Source organism: Pseudomonas sp. R1-15 (assembly GCF_051132085.1).
Classification (GTDB): Bacteria; Pseudomonadota; Gammaproteobacteria; order Pseudomonadales; family Pseudomonadaceae; genus Aquipseudomonas.
Map to the genome: position 1 here is coordinate 5206144 of NZ_CP071660.1, position 17748 is coordinate 5223891.

19 protein-coding genes and 2 pseudogenes are annotated in these 17748 nt (G+C 51.9%); 9 read left to right on the forward strand and 12 right to left on the reverse strand.

What is annotated here, in order from left to right:
• Positions 1–325: 325 nt before the first annotated feature.
• The 5 genes and pseudogenes from J3P97_RS23465 to J3P97_RS23485 form a co-directional block, all read right to left on the reverse strand.
• The gene (locus tag J3P97_RS23465; protein ID WP_434672864.1) at positions 326–1324 is read right to left on the reverse strand and encodes a DUF4238 domain-containing protein; all 999 of its coding nucleotides are present in this window, start codon (positions 1322–1324) and stop codon (positions 326–328) included.
• A gap of 67 nt (positions 1325–1391) precedes the next feature.
• Positions 1392–1733, reverse strand: coding sequence for an LA2681 family HEPN domain-containing protein (locus tag J3P97_RS23470; protein ID WP_434672865.1), 342 nt, complete (start codon positions 1731–1733; stop codon positions 1392–1394).
• 28 nt (positions 1734–1761) lie between these two features.
• Positions 1762–2931, reverse strand: coding sequence for an LA2681 family HEPN domain-containing protein (locus J3P97_RS23475; protein ID WP_434672866.1), 1170 nt, complete (start codon positions 2929–2931; stop codon positions 1762–1764).
• Between the two features lie 53 nt (positions 2932–2984).
• Positions 2985–3314: pseudogene (locus J3P97_RS23480) on the reverse strand (DUF4113 domain-containing protein); the annotation flags it as partial.
• Between the two features lie 103 nt (positions 3315–3417).
• The gene (locus J3P97_RS23485) at positions 3418–3753 is read right to left on the reverse strand and encodes a hypothetical protein (RefSeq protein WP_406227526.1); all 336 of its coding nucleotides are present in this window, start codon (positions 3751–3753) and stop codon (positions 3418–3420) included.
• Positions 3754–4216: 463 nt separating this feature from the next.
• On the opposite strand from J3P97_RS23485, the gene J3P97_RS23490 reads away from it, so the two are divergent.
• The 4 genes from J3P97_RS23490 to J3P97_RS23505 all read left to right on the forward strand — a co-directional run bounded on the left by J3P97_RS23490 (position 4217) and on the right by J3P97_RS23505 (position 9010).
• Positions 4217–4660, forward strand: a complete 444-nt coding sequence (locus tag J3P97_RS23490; RefSeq protein ID WP_192020402.1) for a 3'-5' exoribonuclease — start codon at positions 4217–4219, stop codon at positions 4658–4660.
• A 450-nt stretch (positions 4661–5110) separates the two neighbouring features.
• Positions 5111–6895: a retron Ec67 family RNA-directed DNA polymerase/endonuclease gene (locus J3P97_RS23495; protein WP_434672867.1), complete on the forward strand. Its 1785-nt coding sequence runs from the start codon at positions 5111–5113 to the stop codon at positions 6893–6895.
• A 303-nt stretch (positions 6896–7198) separates the two neighbouring features.
• Positions 7199–8020 (forward strand): hypothetical protein, encoded by an 822-nt coding sequence (locus J3P97_RS23500; RefSeq protein ID WP_434672868.1) that lies wholly within the window; start codon positions 7199–7201, stop codon positions 8018–8020.
• A 228-nt stretch (positions 8021–8248) separates the two neighbouring features.
• Complete coding sequence (locus J3P97_RS23505; protein ID WP_434672869.1) at positions 8249–9010, forward strand: hypothetical protein; 762 nt, start codon at positions 8249–8251, stop codon at positions 9008–9010.
• Between the two features lie 442 nt (positions 9011–9452).
• On the opposite strand, the pseudogene J3P97_RS23510 reads toward J3P97_RS23505, so the two are convergent.
• From J3P97_RS23510 to J3P97_RS23520, 3 genes and pseudogenes are all read right to left on the reverse strand, one after another.
• Positions 9453–9841, reverse strand: a pseudogene (locus tag J3P97_RS23510) (hypothetical protein).
• 2 nt (positions 9842–9843) lie between these two features.
• Complete coding sequence (locus tag J3P97_RS23515; RefSeq protein ID WP_192020406.1) at positions 9844–10314, reverse strand: hypothetical protein; 471 nt, start codon at positions 10312–10314, stop codon at positions 9844–9846.
• Positions 10315–10354: 40 nt separating this feature from the next.
• Positions 10355–10750: a DUF6957 family protein gene (locus tag J3P97_RS23520; RefSeq protein WP_020308628.1), complete on the reverse strand. Its 396-nt coding sequence runs from the start codon at positions 10748–10750 to the stop codon at positions 10355–10357.
• A gap of 157 nt (positions 10751–10907) precedes the next feature.
• Between J3P97_RS23520 and J3P97_RS23525 the strand changes: the two genes are divergently transcribed.
• Positions 10908–11363 (forward strand): helix-turn-helix domain-containing protein, encoded by a 456-nt coding sequence (locus tag J3P97_RS23525; protein ID WP_057429668.1) that lies wholly within the window; start codon positions 10908–10910, stop codon positions 11361–11363.
• Positions 11364–11404: 41 nt separating this feature from the next.
• Here the strand turns inward: J3P97_RS23525 and J3P97_RS23530 are convergent, their stop codons facing one another.
• The 3 genes from J3P97_RS23530 to J3P97_RS23540 all read right to left on the reverse strand — a co-directional run bounded on the left by J3P97_RS23530 (position 11405) and on the right by J3P97_RS23540 (position 13609).
• Positions 11405–12445, reverse strand: a complete 1041-nt coding sequence (locus J3P97_RS23530; protein ID WP_434672870.1) for a DUF4062 domain-containing protein — start codon at positions 12443–12445, stop codon at positions 11405–11407.
• Between the two features lie 89 nt (positions 12446–12534).
• The gene (locus J3P97_RS23535; protein ID WP_339327641.1) at positions 12535–13083 is read right to left on the reverse strand and encodes an SH3 domain-containing protein; all 549 of its coding nucleotides are present in this window, start codon (positions 13081–13083) and stop codon (positions 12535–12537) included.
• A 49-nt stretch (positions 13084–13132) separates the two neighbouring features.
• The gene (locus J3P97_RS23540) at positions 13133–13609 is read right to left on the reverse strand and encodes a hypothetical protein (RefSeq protein WP_192020408.1); all 477 of its coding nucleotides are present in this window, start codon (positions 13607–13609) and stop codon (positions 13133–13135) included.
• Between the two features lie 145 nt (positions 13610–13754).
• Here J3P97_RS23540 and J3P97_RS23545 point away from each other — a divergent pair, with 145 nt between their 5' ends.
• Positions 13755–15044 carry an RES family NAD+ phosphorylase gene (locus tag J3P97_RS23545; protein WP_192020409.1) on the forward strand — a complete coding sequence of 430 codons (1290 nt, stop codon included), beginning with the start codon at positions 13755–13757 and terminating at the stop codon, positions 15042–15044.
• A gap of 75 nt (positions 15045–15119) precedes the next feature.
• Here the strand turns inward: J3P97_RS23545 and J3P97_RS23550 are convergent, their stop codons facing one another.
• Positions 15120–15635, reverse strand: coding sequence for a DUF7693 family protein (locus tag J3P97_RS23550; protein WP_339327642.1), 516 nt, complete (start codon positions 15633–15635; stop codon positions 15120–15122).
• Between the two features lie 122 nt (positions 15636–15757).
• On the opposite strand from J3P97_RS23550, the gene J3P97_RS23555 reads away from it, so the two are divergent.
• From J3P97_RS23555 to J3P97_RS23565, 3 genes are all read left to right on the forward strand, one after another.
• Complete coding sequence (locus J3P97_RS23555; protein WP_434672871.1) at positions 15758–16159, forward strand: hypothetical protein; 402 nt, start codon at positions 15758–15760, stop codon at positions 16157–16159.
• Positions 16160–16245: 86 nt separating this feature from the next.
• Positions 16246–16710: an exonuclease domain-containing protein gene (locus J3P97_RS23560; protein WP_192020411.1), complete on the forward strand. Its 465-nt coding sequence runs from the start codon at positions 16246–16248 to the stop codon at positions 16708–16710.
• Between the two features lie 348 nt (positions 16711–17058).
• Positions 17059–17733 carry a YEATS-associated helix-containing protein gene (locus J3P97_RS23565; protein ID WP_192020412.1) on the forward strand — a complete coding sequence of 225 codons (675 nt, stop codon included), beginning with the start codon at positions 17059–17061 and terminating at the stop codon, positions 17731–17733.
• Positions 17734–17748: the final 15 nt, after the last annotated feature.

Consider the following 17748-nt stretch of genomic DNA (forward strand, 5'->3'; position numbering starts at 1 on the left):
CCGATTGAGCTAATGGCGCGATGATAGCGCGTCTCGTCAGCCGCGTAATGAGCCTTTGGTCACCCTTGCATGTTGCGGACACTCACTAATAAACAGGATGTGAACTTGCCCCCTTCGGGGTGCGGCTGTCGTGAACCTAACCCCGTCACGCCGGGTTTTGGCCCTTCGGGTCTCCATCCTCAAGCCTTTGGCCCTTCGTGGGCCGGCGCGCTCCGCTTGCGCTGTCGGGGGTGCCACTAATAGATAATCCTGACACCAAGAATATGTTCATGTCTCTTAACGCCTTGCCCCATCGACAGCATAAAGCTTCGGGCGCCGCACGAGTTCAGGCTGATTCATCTTTGTGAGGTATCCACTTTGGCTTGGCTATTCGTGATCCGAAGACGAACCTACCTATTGAGACTGTCTGGGCGCCGAACTCCAATGCAGAGTGGTCGAACACCGGCGACAGCGCGCTATGCGCCTGAATCACTTCCTCCTGTCCTGGTTTTTGGGCAATGACAGCTCCATAGCCGAAGCGACAGGTTTGGGTGTTTACATAATGTACCCATTCAACGTCTGGTATCTCACCATGCATAAGCCCCTCCCTGCAGTAGCGCTCTCGGTATTCTCTCACTCCAAATAACATCATGTGTGGACTGATGGGGAACTGGATCGCTATCGGCCCATTAGGGGAAATCGTATAGGGATTCTGGCTTTCGATTGGAATTGATGGGTCGTACCAAACGACTGGATTGTCGCTTGTGAGAAACGGCACGTCTGACGTGTTATGGATGATGGCCAGGCCAACCGTATCGAAAAGCTCGCCGATCTTCTTGATAAGGCCAGGCATCGCATGCAGGCTTTGATGAGGGTCGATGGACACCTCTACCTTGTCGAGGATGTCTTCAAAACCTTGGGGTGGCGGTGAGAGCTTTCCGTTCCTCACCAGCGCTTTCATCGTGTCCTTAACGGTTGCCGCCAACCCCGCCTCAAACGCATCTCGCGCCGCAGGCACACGAGCTCGCTGAAGCGCAACAAACTGGATGAAGGGCTCAATGTCGTCGTTTATGGAGTCTTTCCGAGTCAGCCTTTCAACAAGGGCTGGCCATGCGGACTCTACCTCACAGAAGATGTCTTCGAGGGTGTTATTGTCCTGACCGCCTTCGGGTAGCGGTTGCGAATAGTAATAGCGCTCAAACTGCGTTGTATCCGGCCTGGCAGGGAGCGCCCGTCCAGGGTTGTCTTTACGGTAAACGAGAACTTGGCCGCCCTGATTCGCGAACGCTTTGAGATACGCTTTGGGGACAAAGTGATGGCGTTTTTTTTGGTGAGTAGAGTTCACTGCTCACCTAGATATCAATAAAGAATATGACGCTGACTGAACGCTCCGGCTGCTCCATAGCAAGGGATCAGAGTTCCCCATCTGCACCGCGAATCCAATGGTGATCAGGAACGATCATTGTTCCGATAAGGCCATCCGATAGCTTTCCCAGGATTTCCTCATGCTGAGAAATTGCCAGTGCAAGCATCTGGATTGCAGCTCTCGCGACCCGAAGGGCACGCAAGGCCTCCTCGATAAAATCTGAGCGGTTGTGATGCTCGATTTCAGGAGCTTGCCTCGCTTTCGAGGGATCCCCAAGGTCATGAAGCACTACGAATCGGTGCGTACCCGAATTTCGCAGATCCTTCTGTGAGCGGAGAATTCCATCTATACCGTCATAGTCCTCTGCAAGCTCGGCCAATCCGTACATTGCGTATACGCCTGCCCGAATCAGCGCCTCAACTTTCTCTACAAGCCGAGTCTGTTTTCTTGTCTTCGGGATCCCGCCATAGCCTCCCGAAGCTCACTTTTTTTGGCGCTAATCCGAGCTCGAAATAGGAGTTTGCCGTTACGGCTACCTTGTCGAGCAGATCAAGGGCTGTCCGGTGCGCCAGTATAATTGCAGAGGTATCAGGGCCGTATAAAGCATAGTCAAGAGTGTCTGCAAATTGCCCCGTCTTTGGCCAAACGCTTTCGTCTCTTGCACGCCATGCTAATTCTCGGGCCAGCAAAAAATCGCCTTTCAGCATATTGAACATGGCAAACAGTGGCGGAGGGCTAACTCCCTTTTCAGGTTCACGTTCAAGGATGCCAGGGAGCGTGAGCCAATCAAGCTTACCCAAAGATGGATCAACGAGTTCGACAGCCGGAGCAAGTGTGAGGCGCTCCTCCTCCACCCACCTGATAAATGGGTCGGTATGCTCAGACCGAGATGGCGGATCACTCAGCTCACTGGCGAGCGCTTCAACCTTGGCCACCACGTTCGCTCCGGCGTATTGGAGAATTCGCTCCTTATTTCGAAGCGCCTGCCTGGCTAGCATCACGGCTTCCATGTGGGTTAGCTCAGAGCAACCTCCACGCTTAAAAAGCCACATTAGATCCAACGCCGCGCAAAAGGCGGCGACACCGTTCGTTGGATCAACCCTCAATGCGGAAAGGCGTGCATCATGAGCCTCGGAGAGCCGGTAGGTTTTTGCGAACTGATTCGCGATGTTCGTCCATGACTGGGTGCGTAACTCCACATCGGCATCTACATCCTGAACCACCCTCCAGTAGTGCCTCCGAGCTTCGGCTCTGTGTGCTCGGGTGTGCTCCTGATGATCAACCCACTCCGAATCAGCGCTGCCGCAATTTGCGGCCTCCACGAGCCCATTTGCCAAGTTGTAGGTGACATCTGCTGTTGGATACAGGTCGTGAAGCTCGCGGTATAGCTCTACCCCTTCATCGATTGCATCCTGACACCCCAGTGAGGCGCCGGCATTAACCAGTGTGGCTGCTCGCAATGACATCCAATTAACACAATCAGGCCTATCGAGATCGATTTCACGTGCTTGTTGCACTGCAAGCGCGGGATTGGCATCCACTAGGGAACTGAGGTTGGATGACATCTTCAAGAATTCGCTCAACATGTACTGCCTCCGTTGAAGGTGAACAGGTATAGGTCAATTGGAGTTTCGCACCACTACCTAGCCTTGACCGTCCATAACTGGTCTAACTTCGTTGTGTAGCTCTGACTCATCAAATCCCGGCGCATCGCCCATTCAGGTGCCAGGCACGGTGGCTAAACGAAGAGCGCCCCTTCCCCAGCGGCCATTGATCTCATCCAGCACCTCCATCACCTTATCAGCCACAGCAGGCTGCGAATGCGCGAACAGATCATCTGTAAACTCGCCAGGCTGACGCACATCCAGGAGAAGTGCCTCAGCCTTGCCGAACCTGAAGCCGGCCTAAAGATGCGATTCACCGCTTCGGTTGCAGCCTTTGTCATGAGGCGGACGTCGTTGGTGGCATAAGCGAAACATGCGGACGTGAGGAGGAGAGCCATTAGGGCCAGCATGCCCGCCCATGCATACGGCCTCTGGCATGGCTAACCATCTACCCGGCTTGGGCGGGGCTTACATCGACTTGACCGAGACTACCTCCACATACCTGTACTTCTTCCTAGCAGCCGTCACAGCTTCTTGCTCGGCAAGTAGCGAGCTCAGCGTGTCGGCCTCATGAATCAGCTCGTACATTTTCCCTTCAAACTCGTTCCCAACCCGGAGAGTGACCCTGAGCCTAGGCGTGAATGCTTTGGCGACTTTTTTGTTGGCTGCCGGAGCTGCTACCGGCTTCGTGAACACTATATCTGGCACCGGCTCCTGCACCGGAGCGGCGGGCAACTGATGTCCAGACTGAGCCGTACCGAAAAGGGCGCGACGCATTTCTTCTTCTGTTAAATCAATGCTCATAAACATCTCAATGGGAGGGCAGTAGGCTAAAAGTTTGTCGGGACGGCTACCGCAAGCGGCAGTTTGGAGCATATGGGAAGTCAAATGCCTAGGTCGATATCGAGACGGGAGCCTCTCCATGCTCGCGAAAGCAGCTCCTTCGGCAGCCGCATAATGAGCCCGTCAGCTAGGTCACTCGCATGTCGGGCGTACAATGTCACTGTGCCCGCAACTGGCGTTCGACTCGGTACGAAGGCCCCGACGCGTTCCTGAGCAATTTTCAGTATATTCAGGACTCCCTGGCTCACCTTGTCAGTGGTCAGGTGCTCAACGACAGGCGTGGGCGGAACAGCGGCATGGCTCCACATCTCTACAACCACCTGAAGCAGCCCGTCCCAGCCAAAATGCGCGAGAGCCATCTCCCATAGTTGCCCCTCATGCGCCATAGTCAGGCGGGCCCTAGTCATTACGGAGTTTCAACAGCATGAGGCTCTTTCTAGATTGTGAGTTCACCCGGCTCAGCGCGCAGGCGAAGCTAATCTCCTTGGCGCTGGTCGCCGAGGATGGCCGGGAATTTTACGTGGAAGTGATCGACGCGTGGCGAGAAGACGACTGCAGTGATTTCGTGAAGGAGATCGTACTGCCGCAGCTCTGGGGCGGTCAGTATGCCATGCCTCTGATCGAGGCCAGATCAGCGCTCCTCCGGTTCCTGGCAACATACGACGAAGAGATTAAGCTTGTCACAGACACACCTATCTACGACTGGGAGCTGTTTTGCGAGCTCGCTTACGACAATGGACGATGGCCTAAGAACGTCCGAAATTATCCGACCGATGCCACTACACTTTCGCCTACAAGTGATGGGGCGGCGCTGCCTCACCACGCCCTTCTAGACGCCAGGATAATCGCTAGAATGTTCACGCGATGATGGGTCGCAGGAGGTTAGGTACACTTGCATGCCCCAAGGTAGGCCATCTGTTTTAATGATCTTCCTCAGCGGGCCCGCCTAGGGCGTGCAACTGGTAGCCGGTGATCGCCTGGAGGCGATGCTCAGCTATGAACCACAGGCGTTCCAGTTCCTCCCCCTCGCCCCCATCAGCTTCGGCCTGATGGTAAACCTTCAGCGCTTCCACAGCCTCGGTGTATAAGGGATGGTTGGTACGACTCTGCTCTGTGCTAAGCCATTGACAATATCAGTATGACAGCACGATACTTTTCGCGTGAGGCTTACAGGCAGATTTTTTGCCGCGTTTCGTCGGCATTTGAAACCATCGTGTCGGAGATTGCTTCGACGTGACTCACAATTTGGCGCTTCGGAATACCCTGCCGGGACGCATATGAGTGCCTGTAAGCTTCCGCTCTTAAACAAGGATGTTGCATGTCGGAACTGCATCAACTTCAGAAAGCCGCTTCTCTTCATGACTTGGCTGCCATCCTTAATTACACGCCAAGCGCCTTATCGTACCTAGTGTACAAGAGGCCAGGGAAGTACACGCAGTTCACAATCCCTAAGAGTAATGGCTCCCCACGTCAAATCTGCGCTCCATGCGATGAGTTAAAGGCCGTTCAGAAGCAAGTCAAAACCCTCTTGGACAAATGCTTGGCCACCATCGAGAACACAGGCCAAGCTCGGGGGGCTATTTCTCATGGATTCAAAGCAGGGCACTCCATTATCACCAATGCTGAAACCCACAAAAAAAGAAGGTACGTATTTAATGTAGACTTAGAAGGTTTCTTCGACTCTATTCACATGGGTAGGATTCGCGGCTTCTTAATCAACAACAAGGATTTCCAGCTCAACCCTAAAGTAGCCACTGTCTTGGCGCAGATAATTTGTCATGACGACAAACTGCCCCAAGGTAGCCCGACCTCACCGGTCGCTTCCAATCTGATTGGTCACTTGTTGGATTTAAGGCTTGTCCAGTTGGCAAAGAGAAATGGTTGTTCATATTCACGATACGCGGATGACTTAACCTTCTCAACCAACAAGAAAAATTTTCCTGAAGAGATCGCCTCTTCTGACGAGGGTGGGAACTCTTGGGCAGCGGGCCCGTCGCTGACAAAAATAATCCAAAAGAGCGGATTCGAGCTTAACCACAGTAAGACTCGCATGCAGTACCGTACCAATAGGCAGTCCGTAACCGGCCTTGTCGTTAACCAAGTAACTAATACTCCTGCGGAGGTTCGACGCACCGCTCGAGCAATGGCTTTTCACCTGTTTAATAAAGGTTACTACCTGATCAAGAAGGAAGTGGCAGGCGCAGAGAAAGCGACAGCTCCAATGATCAGGGACTATACGCAGCTAGCATCGCTTGACGGATTGTTTAGCTTTATATACATGGTTGATCAGTTTAATCGCAAGAAACTCGTGAAGAACAGCATTGTAAAAATCGAGTCCATTAAAAAGACCGCCCTTGAAATCATTCATGGAGACTTTTTATTTTACAAGAACTTCTACGCCTCTCCGATACCAACTATTATGTGCGAAGGAAAAACAGACAACATTTACCTTACATGCGCCATGAAGTCTCTGATGGAGAGGTTCCCACGACTCTGCAAGCCTAATAAAGATGGGAAGCCAGCGCTGAGAGTCCGCTTTATAAACTACTCCGAACTTACGCATAGGGCACTAGATCTAAATGGAGGCTCGGCTGATCTCGCTGCATTCATCCGATCATATGCAAAAAACTGTGGGAAATACAAAGCACACCCTCCTCTAAGCCCAACCATTATAGTTGTGGACAACGATAGTGGCTCCGACCCAATATTTAAAGCGATCAAGGACGTCACGGGTAATCGTTACGTAATCGCTAATGGAAAGGGAACTGTCCTAGATAAGTCTCAGACAACATATTATATTGCTCAAAACTTAGCTGTAGTTCTAACCCCTTTGAAAAAAGACGGCAAACCGACCATGATGGAAGATTTTTTTCCAGCTAAGGTGCTACAGACCCCATGGGACAACAAAACTTTCGAAATCCTGACCAAGCCCCCCAATAAAAATACGTACAGTAAGAACATATTTGCACAAAAAATCGTAAAAGCCGACCGCGCGAATATTGAATTCAAAGGATTCTCGCCAATTCTAAAATCGATAAGCCAGATCATCAGGAGCTATCACGTAGACAAATCCGTGATCGACAAAAGCTTACGACCCAAATAAACTAACGCTTAGTAACCTAAAAATTTGAGCGACAGTATCCTTGCCACGCCTACACAGGGAAGCGATACGAGCCAACGCCCTCCAGCACTAATTCAGCATTCGGGATTACTTAATCTGTTCTCCAGACAGCACCGATTGGCCTATTGAGAAACTTAACCTCCAGAAAACCTAGAGAGTCCTATGAGTGGTCTATTTCGAAGCACGTTAAAGAGCGGGTCAATGTTGAGTGGTTATTATCGATATAAGGATGCTTTCCAAATAGTCATTAGTAGAAAGCAGAGCTCGATAACGGAAGGAAAATATGTGGACATTGAATATAATCAAGCATATTCAAGTCAGCCGCCACATGAAGAGCTTTCGACAGATCCTGATGAGATATTTTACAGGGACAGGATGCGAGAGCGCGCACACTTGGATTTTCTCAAGGAGTTGATAGCTCTGATTTCCATTGTCACCAATCAGTATTATGAGCTTGATTTTGATAGCAAGCAGAACATTAGGCCATCGATTCAGGAAACGATAGATGGGTTCTCGGACACTTCTAAAATGTTTGTAGTTAGAAAGGATCCTGATCGGGTGGTACAGCGTCAAAATTACACGATGAGCTTTCTATCGATTCATCCTGATGCAGATATTTTCTTTGAAAAATATTTCAACTTAAGCTCGGAAGCCAGATCAAGATATAACGCCTCAATTTTCTTGTATCAGGGCATGCGAAAAATATTTCTGACATCTGCAAGCATGGCGATTATTGGATTGATTTCTGCTATAGAAAATTTGATGGATTTTGAAAGCCAGAGATCTGGCATTAAACCAAATAAATGCGGAGAGTGCACTCAGCCAGTCTATTCCATCTCTAAACGCTTCAAGACCTTCATGCAGAAATTTTCAGAGTTTGATGTCGAAAATCCAAATAGCCTGCTGAATAAATTTTACAGTCGTAGGAGCAAGATATCTCACAGCGGTGGAATTCTTGAAATCGACAGGCTTTTGTCAAAATTCTCTATGAAAGAACATAGAGAGTTTACTGAAATTGAATCCCATGTGCGTATTGCTTTGTTTAACTACTTGATGAATTACGACTCTGAAGTTTCGGCAGAGCTGCCTATCAGTGAGCCAGCATAAAGCACACAACTGTAGGCGGTAAGCGACCCTTACGGGCTGGTAACGCGTCGAAATGGCCAAGCCACACCTAAAATTGCGCCACTGAGGGGCTAATACCACTCGAAGGTGACGATTTAGGCAGCACAGCAGCGCTTTAACCGGATGGCGGTTGGGTGCTGCTGCGACATATCCTAGAGTGAGTGCCTAGCTGAACATAGGTTCCGATTTTCACTTCAAGGATACGTTTTGATGCACCCCAAACACGAATGGGAAGTCCAGCTATCCGGCGGCAACGCCATGTTGATGCACGACATTGCATCCCACAACGAAAATACTGGGCATTTTTGGATTTGGGGCGGTGTCGATCATCACCTCGACTGCCAAAACGACCACTTCAGCTTCAGCTCTGCCTACTTTTGCGACATTGATGGTGACGATGATCTGGCATGGCAGGTCGCGCATGAACTGCTCTCGCTGTTCAACGGTGCGGTATCCATGATCATGCCTCATAAGCATCGCTTCAGGCTGCTAGCCGTTCTGAAGGACGGGTACAACACCAGCCACGTTGAAAAGCAGCATGCTTCAGCTGTACTGGGGCCTTTGCCGCCGTCGGCGATACGCGGGAAAGACTACGGTGATAGCTCGATTATTTTCAGTATCCAGGCACTAGCCTGTGAACATCAAGACGCCTATCACTTGGTCAAACTGTTTGAACAGGATGGTGGTTGGGTCAGTTATTACAAGATTGTTGAAACAATCGAGTCATACACCACAAAGTATGGATTGACGGTGCCTGTAGACGAAAAAATCAAGAAGCGCTTGGAGCTGACCGCTAACAACTTCTCACTGAGCGGTTTCGACTCAAGACATGGCTTCAAGCAGCTGGTGAAGGAGATCAAGACTCCACCTCTTACTATCAGCGAGGCTTACCACTTCATCAGTAGATACGCCCAGCAATACCTTTTGACGAGGTATGGCAAAACGCTCAAAGAGAAGCCAGCTACACCCTAGCTTCATGGCAGCCAGATAAGGCCTGCCGAAGCCCCCAGCGCTCAGGCAGAAAAACCGCCAAGTAACGGGAGTGAATTCAGGATGCCGTCTCAGGCACTGCTGAAGCACATCACAAACCGCGATCAGGGGATTCCTCCAGCCGTGGCCGCAATAAATCTCCTCAACTGCGGGGTCTGAAAACATCCGAGGGAAGCGTTCTCGGGCCCTCAATGTCGATATCGGGCAGAGCGTCAGTGTTCGTATTCATAGTGTCCAAGGTTAGTCAGAGACATGAAAGCCAAGGCATCAGCCTCGCTGCACTACTGGCAAGCGGGGCGCGCAGGCCATTGATGGCCGCAGGCTCGAGGATGGTAGCCCGCAGGGGCCAAGATCCGTCGTAGCGGAGCTAGGGTCACGACAGCCGCCCCCCGAAGCGGGGCAAGCCCAAACAAAAATGCAACAGCTACTGGAGGCGACGAGGCGTAGGAAAGTACCTGTCGCCCGCTAGTCGTAGGAACTCACGCAGGCTACGGCGCCCAACGTCCCGCCTGAACGTCGCAACAACGTACTTCGAGTTGACCGTGTTGATGACCCAAATCTACCTTCCTTCGTAACGGACTGAATGTCGGATGTCCGAATCAGCCGACCATCTGCAAATCGTTGGTACGGCCCAGGGCAAATGTGACCGAACACCACACCAACAGCACTGCACGCATGAATATGGACATTCACCAGGTAGGCCGTGACCAACCCGTCGTAGTCTTGACTCACTGCTTTGGCGATGCGAAGGAGGTCGAAGTCCGAGTAGCGCTTTTCGTGTAAATCGACTGCGACGGTATTGATGTCGTCCATAGCTACAGAGCCTCCGACGCTGAGGCTACGCCGGTGGTTGCAGCACTGCGCCGATATAGCTCCCTGACCCCAACCAAGGCATCGACATCGAGGTCGCGCTGATGGGTATTGACGTACACATCACCACTCTCGACCTGCAGAACACAGATTGGCACTTCTGCCTGGTTGAACCCCATGGAGAGCGATTTCAGCTTTTCCATCTTCCAGCCTGACCCTTTGTTCATCCATGCCGGGGTAACGACCTGGACATCTTGAATGACCATGCTCTCGTCTTGGGAGAGCAGCAGCTCCACCAAGCGAGGCTCATCGTTCAGCATCTCTTCATAAGCTACGAACCGCCCCTCATGCCGGCGTCTGAGGCTTACGTGATACCAATGAGTAACCAAGGATCGCGACATGGCGTGAAAGTGAGCGAGACCGTTCCCGAACATACCCACCGGGCCGGCCTGGTCTTGCATGCTAATCCTGAACATCGCGTATCTCGTGTGGAGCAGGCCTGCTTAGCGCCTGCGATTAACATAAGCCGAATATTGTCTTGAGCGATGCGGTCATCTCACGCCCCTTGCCCACTAGGGCATAAACCGTATTACGGGTCTCGAACAAGCAAACACCGTCGAACGACTTGCACAGGGTCGAGCGTACCCAGCCCCCTGGAGGGAACCGGCCCTGGCTGTCGTAGGTGACGCAATGGGAATAAAGGAACATTGTCTGCAGGCCTATGGCGCGCACCCTGGCGAGCGATTCAGGAGGCTCGTCCACATGAAAGATCAGCCAATCCTCGACCAAACAGTAGGGTTTCCGACCGAAACGATCCGCCACCAATGCCTCTATTTCGGCTTGAGGCAGCTCTGTTCCAAAGGACGATATCTCACCCTCGCGGAGCAACTCATGCTCCGAAGAATTACCCATAAATTGATGATCCTCATGGTGCAAACCCGAAAATCAGGCTCTGCGAACACGCAAAATACCGGGCAACAACCCAGAAATCCCATAGATATGATTATATGCATTTGTGTGGGATCTATCAAACGGGTCATACCGTCTCTTTTTTGGAGAGGTAGGTTGGATGTCCCTGCGGAAGGCTTATGCGGCGACGCTACAGTGGCTGAGGATTCGAAATGGCTTATCTCAAGCAGACCTCCAGCATCAAGCTGACCAGGCTCACATAAGCCGCTTGGAGGCTGCGACAACGACACCGACTATTGATCTGAGTGCGGATCTGGCTCATGCGCTGGGCCTAACACCTCTGTCGCTGCTCACACTGGTGGCCGCAGCCGACGAGGGCAAGACAGCACGCTCTGTCTTGAATGAATCGATGATAGAACTCATGCGGCTAGGAGTTCTTGATGAGGCACTGCCTGCCGAGCCGCATAAGATCACCACGCCACAGAGAATCGCTGCCGCAGAAAAGCTCGAGGCAGTACGCAAACTCAAGGCAGAGGGTCTTTCTCAGGCAGAGGTATGCCGGCACCTAGGATTACCCAGAAGCACTGTTGGCCGCCTGTGGCACGTTGACGATTAAAAGTCCCACCTCAGCTCAAAGCAACAGAGGCACGTCACTGATCAGTAAGCCAAACTTCTTGCCATTCTTACGATGCTTTCCTGTATCCATTGCTCCACGATGGGCCGTGTGGCAGGGATGAAAAGTCGTGACTCACTAACGAGCTTTTCACGGCGCATAGGCATCGAATAGCTGCTGGGGGCAGTCGCTGGCGGCTCCTCTATCTTCGCCATGTCTAAATTCTTCAAGGTAATGCGATACCAACCGCTGTTGAATCCGGCCACCTCGAAGCAGGACATAATTAGCTTTGATAGGTTGGTCGGAGACACGAAATAGAGACCAGCCGTACGCCCCTCGACTGGCACACTTGCGTCAGTTTCCAAAAGGACGAGCCCGTCGTCAAAAACGCGCCAAGACGTGTCTCCGGACTTCAGTCCTGTGAACAACTTGTCATCCCAGTCTTCGTAACCTTGCTTGAACTTCGCCAGGCCCAGGTTATGGAAGCTTTGGAAAATCTCATCACGGCGTCGGGCCGCGCCGTGAACAGCGTGCTGCTCAACGGGCTGTGGCAGAAACGCGAACTCAAGCTGTGGCGCATAGGAGTGACCGCCGTGGGAGCGAGAGCTTGATGCCTCTGTAATGCGCTCGTGAAAAGCTTTCTCAGAAATTGCGCTTTTGGATTTCTCCATTCTACTCAGGCCCTGGACAATAGCTTTCAACAGCTCTTGGGGGTCTGAGAATGAGGCTCTGAAAAAACCTTGTTTGTAGTCAGACACCTCGTTGACGAACACGGCCTGCTTCGCGTCAAAGTCAGTCTGCTGGATGAAGACCAGAATCGGTTTACGCTTGCTCACTGCCTGGTGGAATTCTTGCTGCGTAACCGAGAGACCTGGCTGAGGTTCATAGCCGTAGTTAGCGCCAAGAATCAGGATATAAACGTCGCACTGATCGACCTCTGTCAGGCAGGCGTGCTCCGAGGAATAGGTTCGCGCTCCGAAGTGCTCGCTCATGACCGGCTTCATGTCCAGTGTCTCCACCGCGTCTTTGGCGGCGGCTCTGAACTGCTCGAAACCTCTTACTACGGAGCTTATGAACACCTTCATCAGTGCATCCTCTGAACGCTGGCATATGTGTCCTTTTGGACTGTAACTAGGTGTGATCGTTGCAGATTGTCTCAATGGTGAACAGCAGATCAGACACCGTATCGTTTGTTACCGCCAGAGGTAATGCAATATCGACCACCGCGAGGCCCGATACAAACGTTCCCAGAGGAACAGGGGCAGGATGAACCGTAAGCTGGGGTCTGTTGGCGAGCAGGCTGTTTCGGCTGAATCGCTGGCCTTGGCCTTAAGACGACGTAGCAGTCTGAGCCGCTGCACAGGCTTTTGGACGAAAGCCACTTTGAAGGTTGACCATCAATGCTGATCCGCGCCCAATCCTTTCGGGTCTCAAAAACTTGAACCTTCTCCCCGCGCTTCAATTTTGAGATGACCTTTCCACCTGGTTGATCCCTGACATTGAGATTATCAGCACTCACAAAGTGCTCAGTTGCGGAAACAGGAGCTGGGGTTGGCGGTGAGGCCGGGGAAATCGACGCTTGCGTATTCGGCGAGCTAAGAGCGTGTGGCTGTACCGGGGCTGGAGGCGTGTCTTTCTTCCCCATTGCCCACAGGACGGCAAAAAGAATCAGGAGCGGGACAAACCATGAGGGAGACTTCTTGCGCATATCCATTGCTCTCATTCAGCATGTATTACAACGGCTGTCTTCCTGACCAACCTGACGTCATCACCTATTGCGAGCTTAGCCAAGCTTCCACTTTTTGCAGCCTGTGCAGTTCAGAAAGCCGGGGCTTGCCAAGATCCAGCACCTTAAGCAACCGACTCCTTGCCTCAGGGGAAGGAAACCATTCCGCGACTTCTACATTGCAATATGTTGAATCGCTCAACGCCCATTTAACGATCATGTCAGTTGCAGCTCTGTAGTGATCAGCCATGAAGAGCCCTCTGCCCTCTACGGCCCAGCCACGCTCCCTGAGCTGCTCGGTAACATCAGTGATGCCCGTGTCACCAAAAAAGGCGTCGGTATCTGGGTAGTGAATCCCTGCAAGCGATACTTTGGCGACCCCTGCCTCTCGGTCAAAGTACGACAGGAAGTGCCACCCACCGGTGATACACCCTGGGTGAGGGAAATTGATTGCGGCCTTGCCAGTTATGTAGTGCTGGCGAGAAACGCGTTTGAGATCGAAATCGAGGAGCGGTTGCTTCATGTGACATGCCTCTGTGCAGTTGCGTTATCTGATTGCCAGGACACGCCCTGAAGACGGAAGACTAAGACGCAGCAAGTTTCCATCGGGCTCAGCGTCTAAGGTGACTTAGAATCACCGCCATCTGAACTTTGCTAGGCACAGCCCCATGGACAAAGACCTGATCTGCCACCAATGCTTGAACGAAGCCTATCTCATTAGGTTGATCAGGCGAACAGGCGTGACTGCGGAGTGCTCGTTCTGCCTAAAAAGGCGTAAGGGTATCCCATTAGAAGACCTGATCAGCATGGTCGACGATGTCCTCCAGAAGTATTGCCATCCTGGAGCGATATACGATCAGTACGATGACAACGGAAAACGCTCTGAAACAGAGCAGACTGGCGATCCCCTTATCTTCCATGTCGCAGAATTGCTTGGTTTGGATGAGGACGACCCGGTTGCCGAGCGTGTTCTCTGCGACCTCAACGAAAGCTCCCATTACGACATCATGCAAGGAGGTGACGCGAGGTACAGCGATGATGAAAACTATGAGTGGAGAGTGATTCGACCAAGGGAAGCAGAAGCTCGATGGCTGAATTTTCAGAACGAAATGAAGCATGGAAATCGATTTTTTAGTCAGCATGCCAAGGATTTTCTGGACTGGCTGTTTCGAGGGCTCTCATCCTTCAAAAGCCCTAATGGCTTGATGTCCGTTGTCAGAGAGCTTGTCGACGATCAGATCTTTCGTGCTAGGCGCTGTGATTCCGCTTCAGAATACGACTCGATCATTAGCAAGCCTGCTGCAGAACTCGGCCCTCCACCCAAGGAGGCCGCAGGTGCTGGCCGAATGAACCCTAAAGGGCTGGCCGCTTTTTATGGCGCTTTTGACCGAAAGACCTGTGTTGCCGAGCTTCGCCCGCCAGTAGGAGGACGAGTCGTAAGCGGAGAATTTAAACTCACAAGACCCGTTCGCGTCCTGGATTTCATCGCATTGGATGAAGCCTACGAAGCGAGGCCGTTGAGTGCGTTTGAAGCCAGCTACGAAGAGCAAATGGGTAGGCGCATCTTCTTGAAAACACTCCACGCAAAAATTACCGTTCCGGTGCTTCCGAACCAGGAACACGAATACCTAGCTACACAAGTCATGGCGGAGTACCTAGCTACACAATTCGACCCGCCGCTCGACGGAGTGCTGTTCGAATCAGCTCAAGTGCGGAAAGGTACAAACCTGACCCTTTTTAATCATGCCGTGGTGGCTTCACTCGAGCCTAGAACTGCTTTCACGAACCTAGATGATTTGCTTAGCAGCCCCTCATCGCAGACGCCTGCGATTGAGTACGTGCCTGACACGCTAGTAAGGCATAAGGTTTGTCGTGTCAAATTCATAACTGAAGACCTGCAGCGCGATGATGGTCAGCCAGAGTCCGACGAGCATTACGACGACTGGGATGATTACTAGAGGCTATGTACGCTGACGTAGGTGTTAGAAGGTGCGCGGCTGCGGCAGTCGTCGTTGCCGACTAAAAGTCGACCGCTAGAGAGCCTTCAGCAGTTTCTCAAGCATCTCATGCTCCCATACAGATAGCAGTGCAATGGGGTCTGTGCCAAAGCGATCTCCGGAGTCAAACGACCAGTGTCGCCCATCCGGGCTGATGCATTTTTCGCAGTAGTCGAGTTGATCGCAGTCGTTGTAAATCGATATCTCCCAACCATCTACATTGATCTGGAAGTGGCCGGCATAAATTTCGTCCCACGATTCATGACCTACCTTACTCATGACGGTTCGACCCAAGATCACCTCCCTAAGTACGTGGGATACCTCTCTTGCGGAGAGCTCAGCCGCAGTGTTTTCGCTAACACTACCTACCTGGGATGAACGCGCTGCCGCTCTGGCCTCTTTCAGCCTTTGCTCAGCGTACATAGCCGGGTCATCAGCTGGCAGCGGGTAGCCGGCAGCGGATAGAGCTTCGGCGCGTTCTTCAATGAGTAGGCGCTCGGGATCGCGAACCTTTTGGTAGGCTCTGCCTGGTACACGTCGAGTTGTGTCCATTCCCGGCTCCCCAGAAGGCTGATGACTAAGAGCGACTAAATTACTTTTAGAACGATAACAGAACGCTTCGAATAGCGATGCCGCAGGCGGCACGCCATCAACGCCAACAAGAGGTAACTCAAATGCCCGACGATGAACTCCGCGAACTGGAGGCCAAGAGACGAAAGGCTTTGTGGATGCTTGCGAACATATCTCCAGGCGATTTGAAGGCGTTCGATGCCTTATCCATCCTTGATGACCTTGACCGTCTAGAAGGAAAATACTCCCCCAATGCTGGCAAGGCACTTGAGTTCAACCAGCCTCGGGATTGTGTCACGGTGCAGCATCACTACTCCGGAATCGACATCATCCTGGAGCAGACTATTCCGCAACCCTGGAGGGAGCGTTTCAACCAGGCAAGTATCGGCTCGACCAGGTTGCTTAATGGGCCATACGCCTCGGATTGGGATAAATTTCTGGTTGAATGGGAGCGTGAGATGCAGCATCTGCAAACCCATCGACTTGCACAGGCTGCTAACAGCTAGAACTGCTGGTTCTAGCAATGGCGGCGCAAACACATAAGCAGTCGGTGTAGCCGCTGAAAAGCGCAGCCTCAAACAGGAGCAGCAAGGTGGAACAGCCTTCTTTTTTTATTGATTTTGAAGCTTCTGGAATAGCTCCTGACAGCTATCCGATTGAAGTTGCCGTCGTGTCGATTGATACCACTTTCAGCTCGCTTATCAAGCCCGTCCGGTACTGGACGCACTGGTCGTTTGACGCGCAAGACATGCACGGTCTCACACAAGATCAGTTACATCAGGAAGGTGATACCCCAGCCGCCGTCGCGAGAAATATGAATCAGCTGTTTTCCGGGCAGGTGCTTTGCAGTGATTCACCTCAGGACGGTTTTTGGCTCGATGTGCTCTACGAGGCAGCAGATCTGATACCTACCTTCGAGTTGAAGCCTTTGGAGGTTTTTGTGGGAAGGGAGGCTGCCAGTGACATCTACCGGCGACTGCCAACAACTAGGCACCACCGAGCTTTCCATGATGCGACTGCTTTGATGGAAGCCTGCCGTGCTTTTTTCGAAGCTTGAACTACCAGAGGGGTGGATACATACCCTCAGCTATGCGAAAGCGATGAGTCCATTGAAGTATGGATGTAGCACAGCGTGTGCGACCGCTCGCACCGAAGGCAGGTGATCACACGGCTGGATAAGCATGGCAAGCGGAGCGCGCAGGCGAGCGGGATGAGCGCCCGGAGGGCTGAGTTCGACTCCGTGCCCCAGTTCACGGCCCCTTCGCGGCAGTCGACTCGCCATAACCGCCCATTTTCCTTGACTGATTCCATCACTCCATCCACTCGACGGGTTGTATCAAGATCAGCGCTTCAAGCACTATGCCAATAAGCCACTACAAAACGAAAAATTCGCAAGGAGGGCAAAATGCTCGCATTAGTTTTATGGACGCTCGTTGGCACTGGTGCGGTTGGAGGTTTCGCTGGCCATCTGCTTTACGGTGGAAGCTGGGGATGGAACGTTGGGAAAAACGTTTTGCTGGGCATCTGCGCTGCGCTTATGGTTCCTCTGTTTTTCAACACTATATCCAGCACTTTGCTTCAAGAGATTCTGAGCAATAGCGAGCTTGACTCTACTAAATATCTCATCCTCATTGGGTTCTGCCTAATAGCATCGATATCCGCCCAAAAATTCATTCGTTTAATGAGTGCTAATATTATAAAAGAGCTTAGGGAGGTGAAGGAGAAAGTTGAAGCCGCAGAGACCAAGGCGGAGTCCGCATTAGAAGCGACGGAGAGTTCCATGGAGCCGGAGGCTGGGCCACTGAGTTCACAAGAACAAGAGGTTTTCGCCGGATTAGACGATACAACCAAGCTAGTTCTGAGCCACCTCCTTGATGGCCCTTACACAATGAGGTCGGCTACAGGTCTAGCTCAAGAGCTTGAATTGAACGTTGAACTTGTCAACGAAGCTTTGATTGCCCTCCAGGAAATGAATTTTGTAAGACGTGGCGTAAATGCCAGAAAACAGAAAAGATGGTATCTGACTGGCTCGGGTAAAAAAGGAGCTATGGAATTAAAAACGCGCCTAACACCATCCTGAGAAAAATGGATGCGA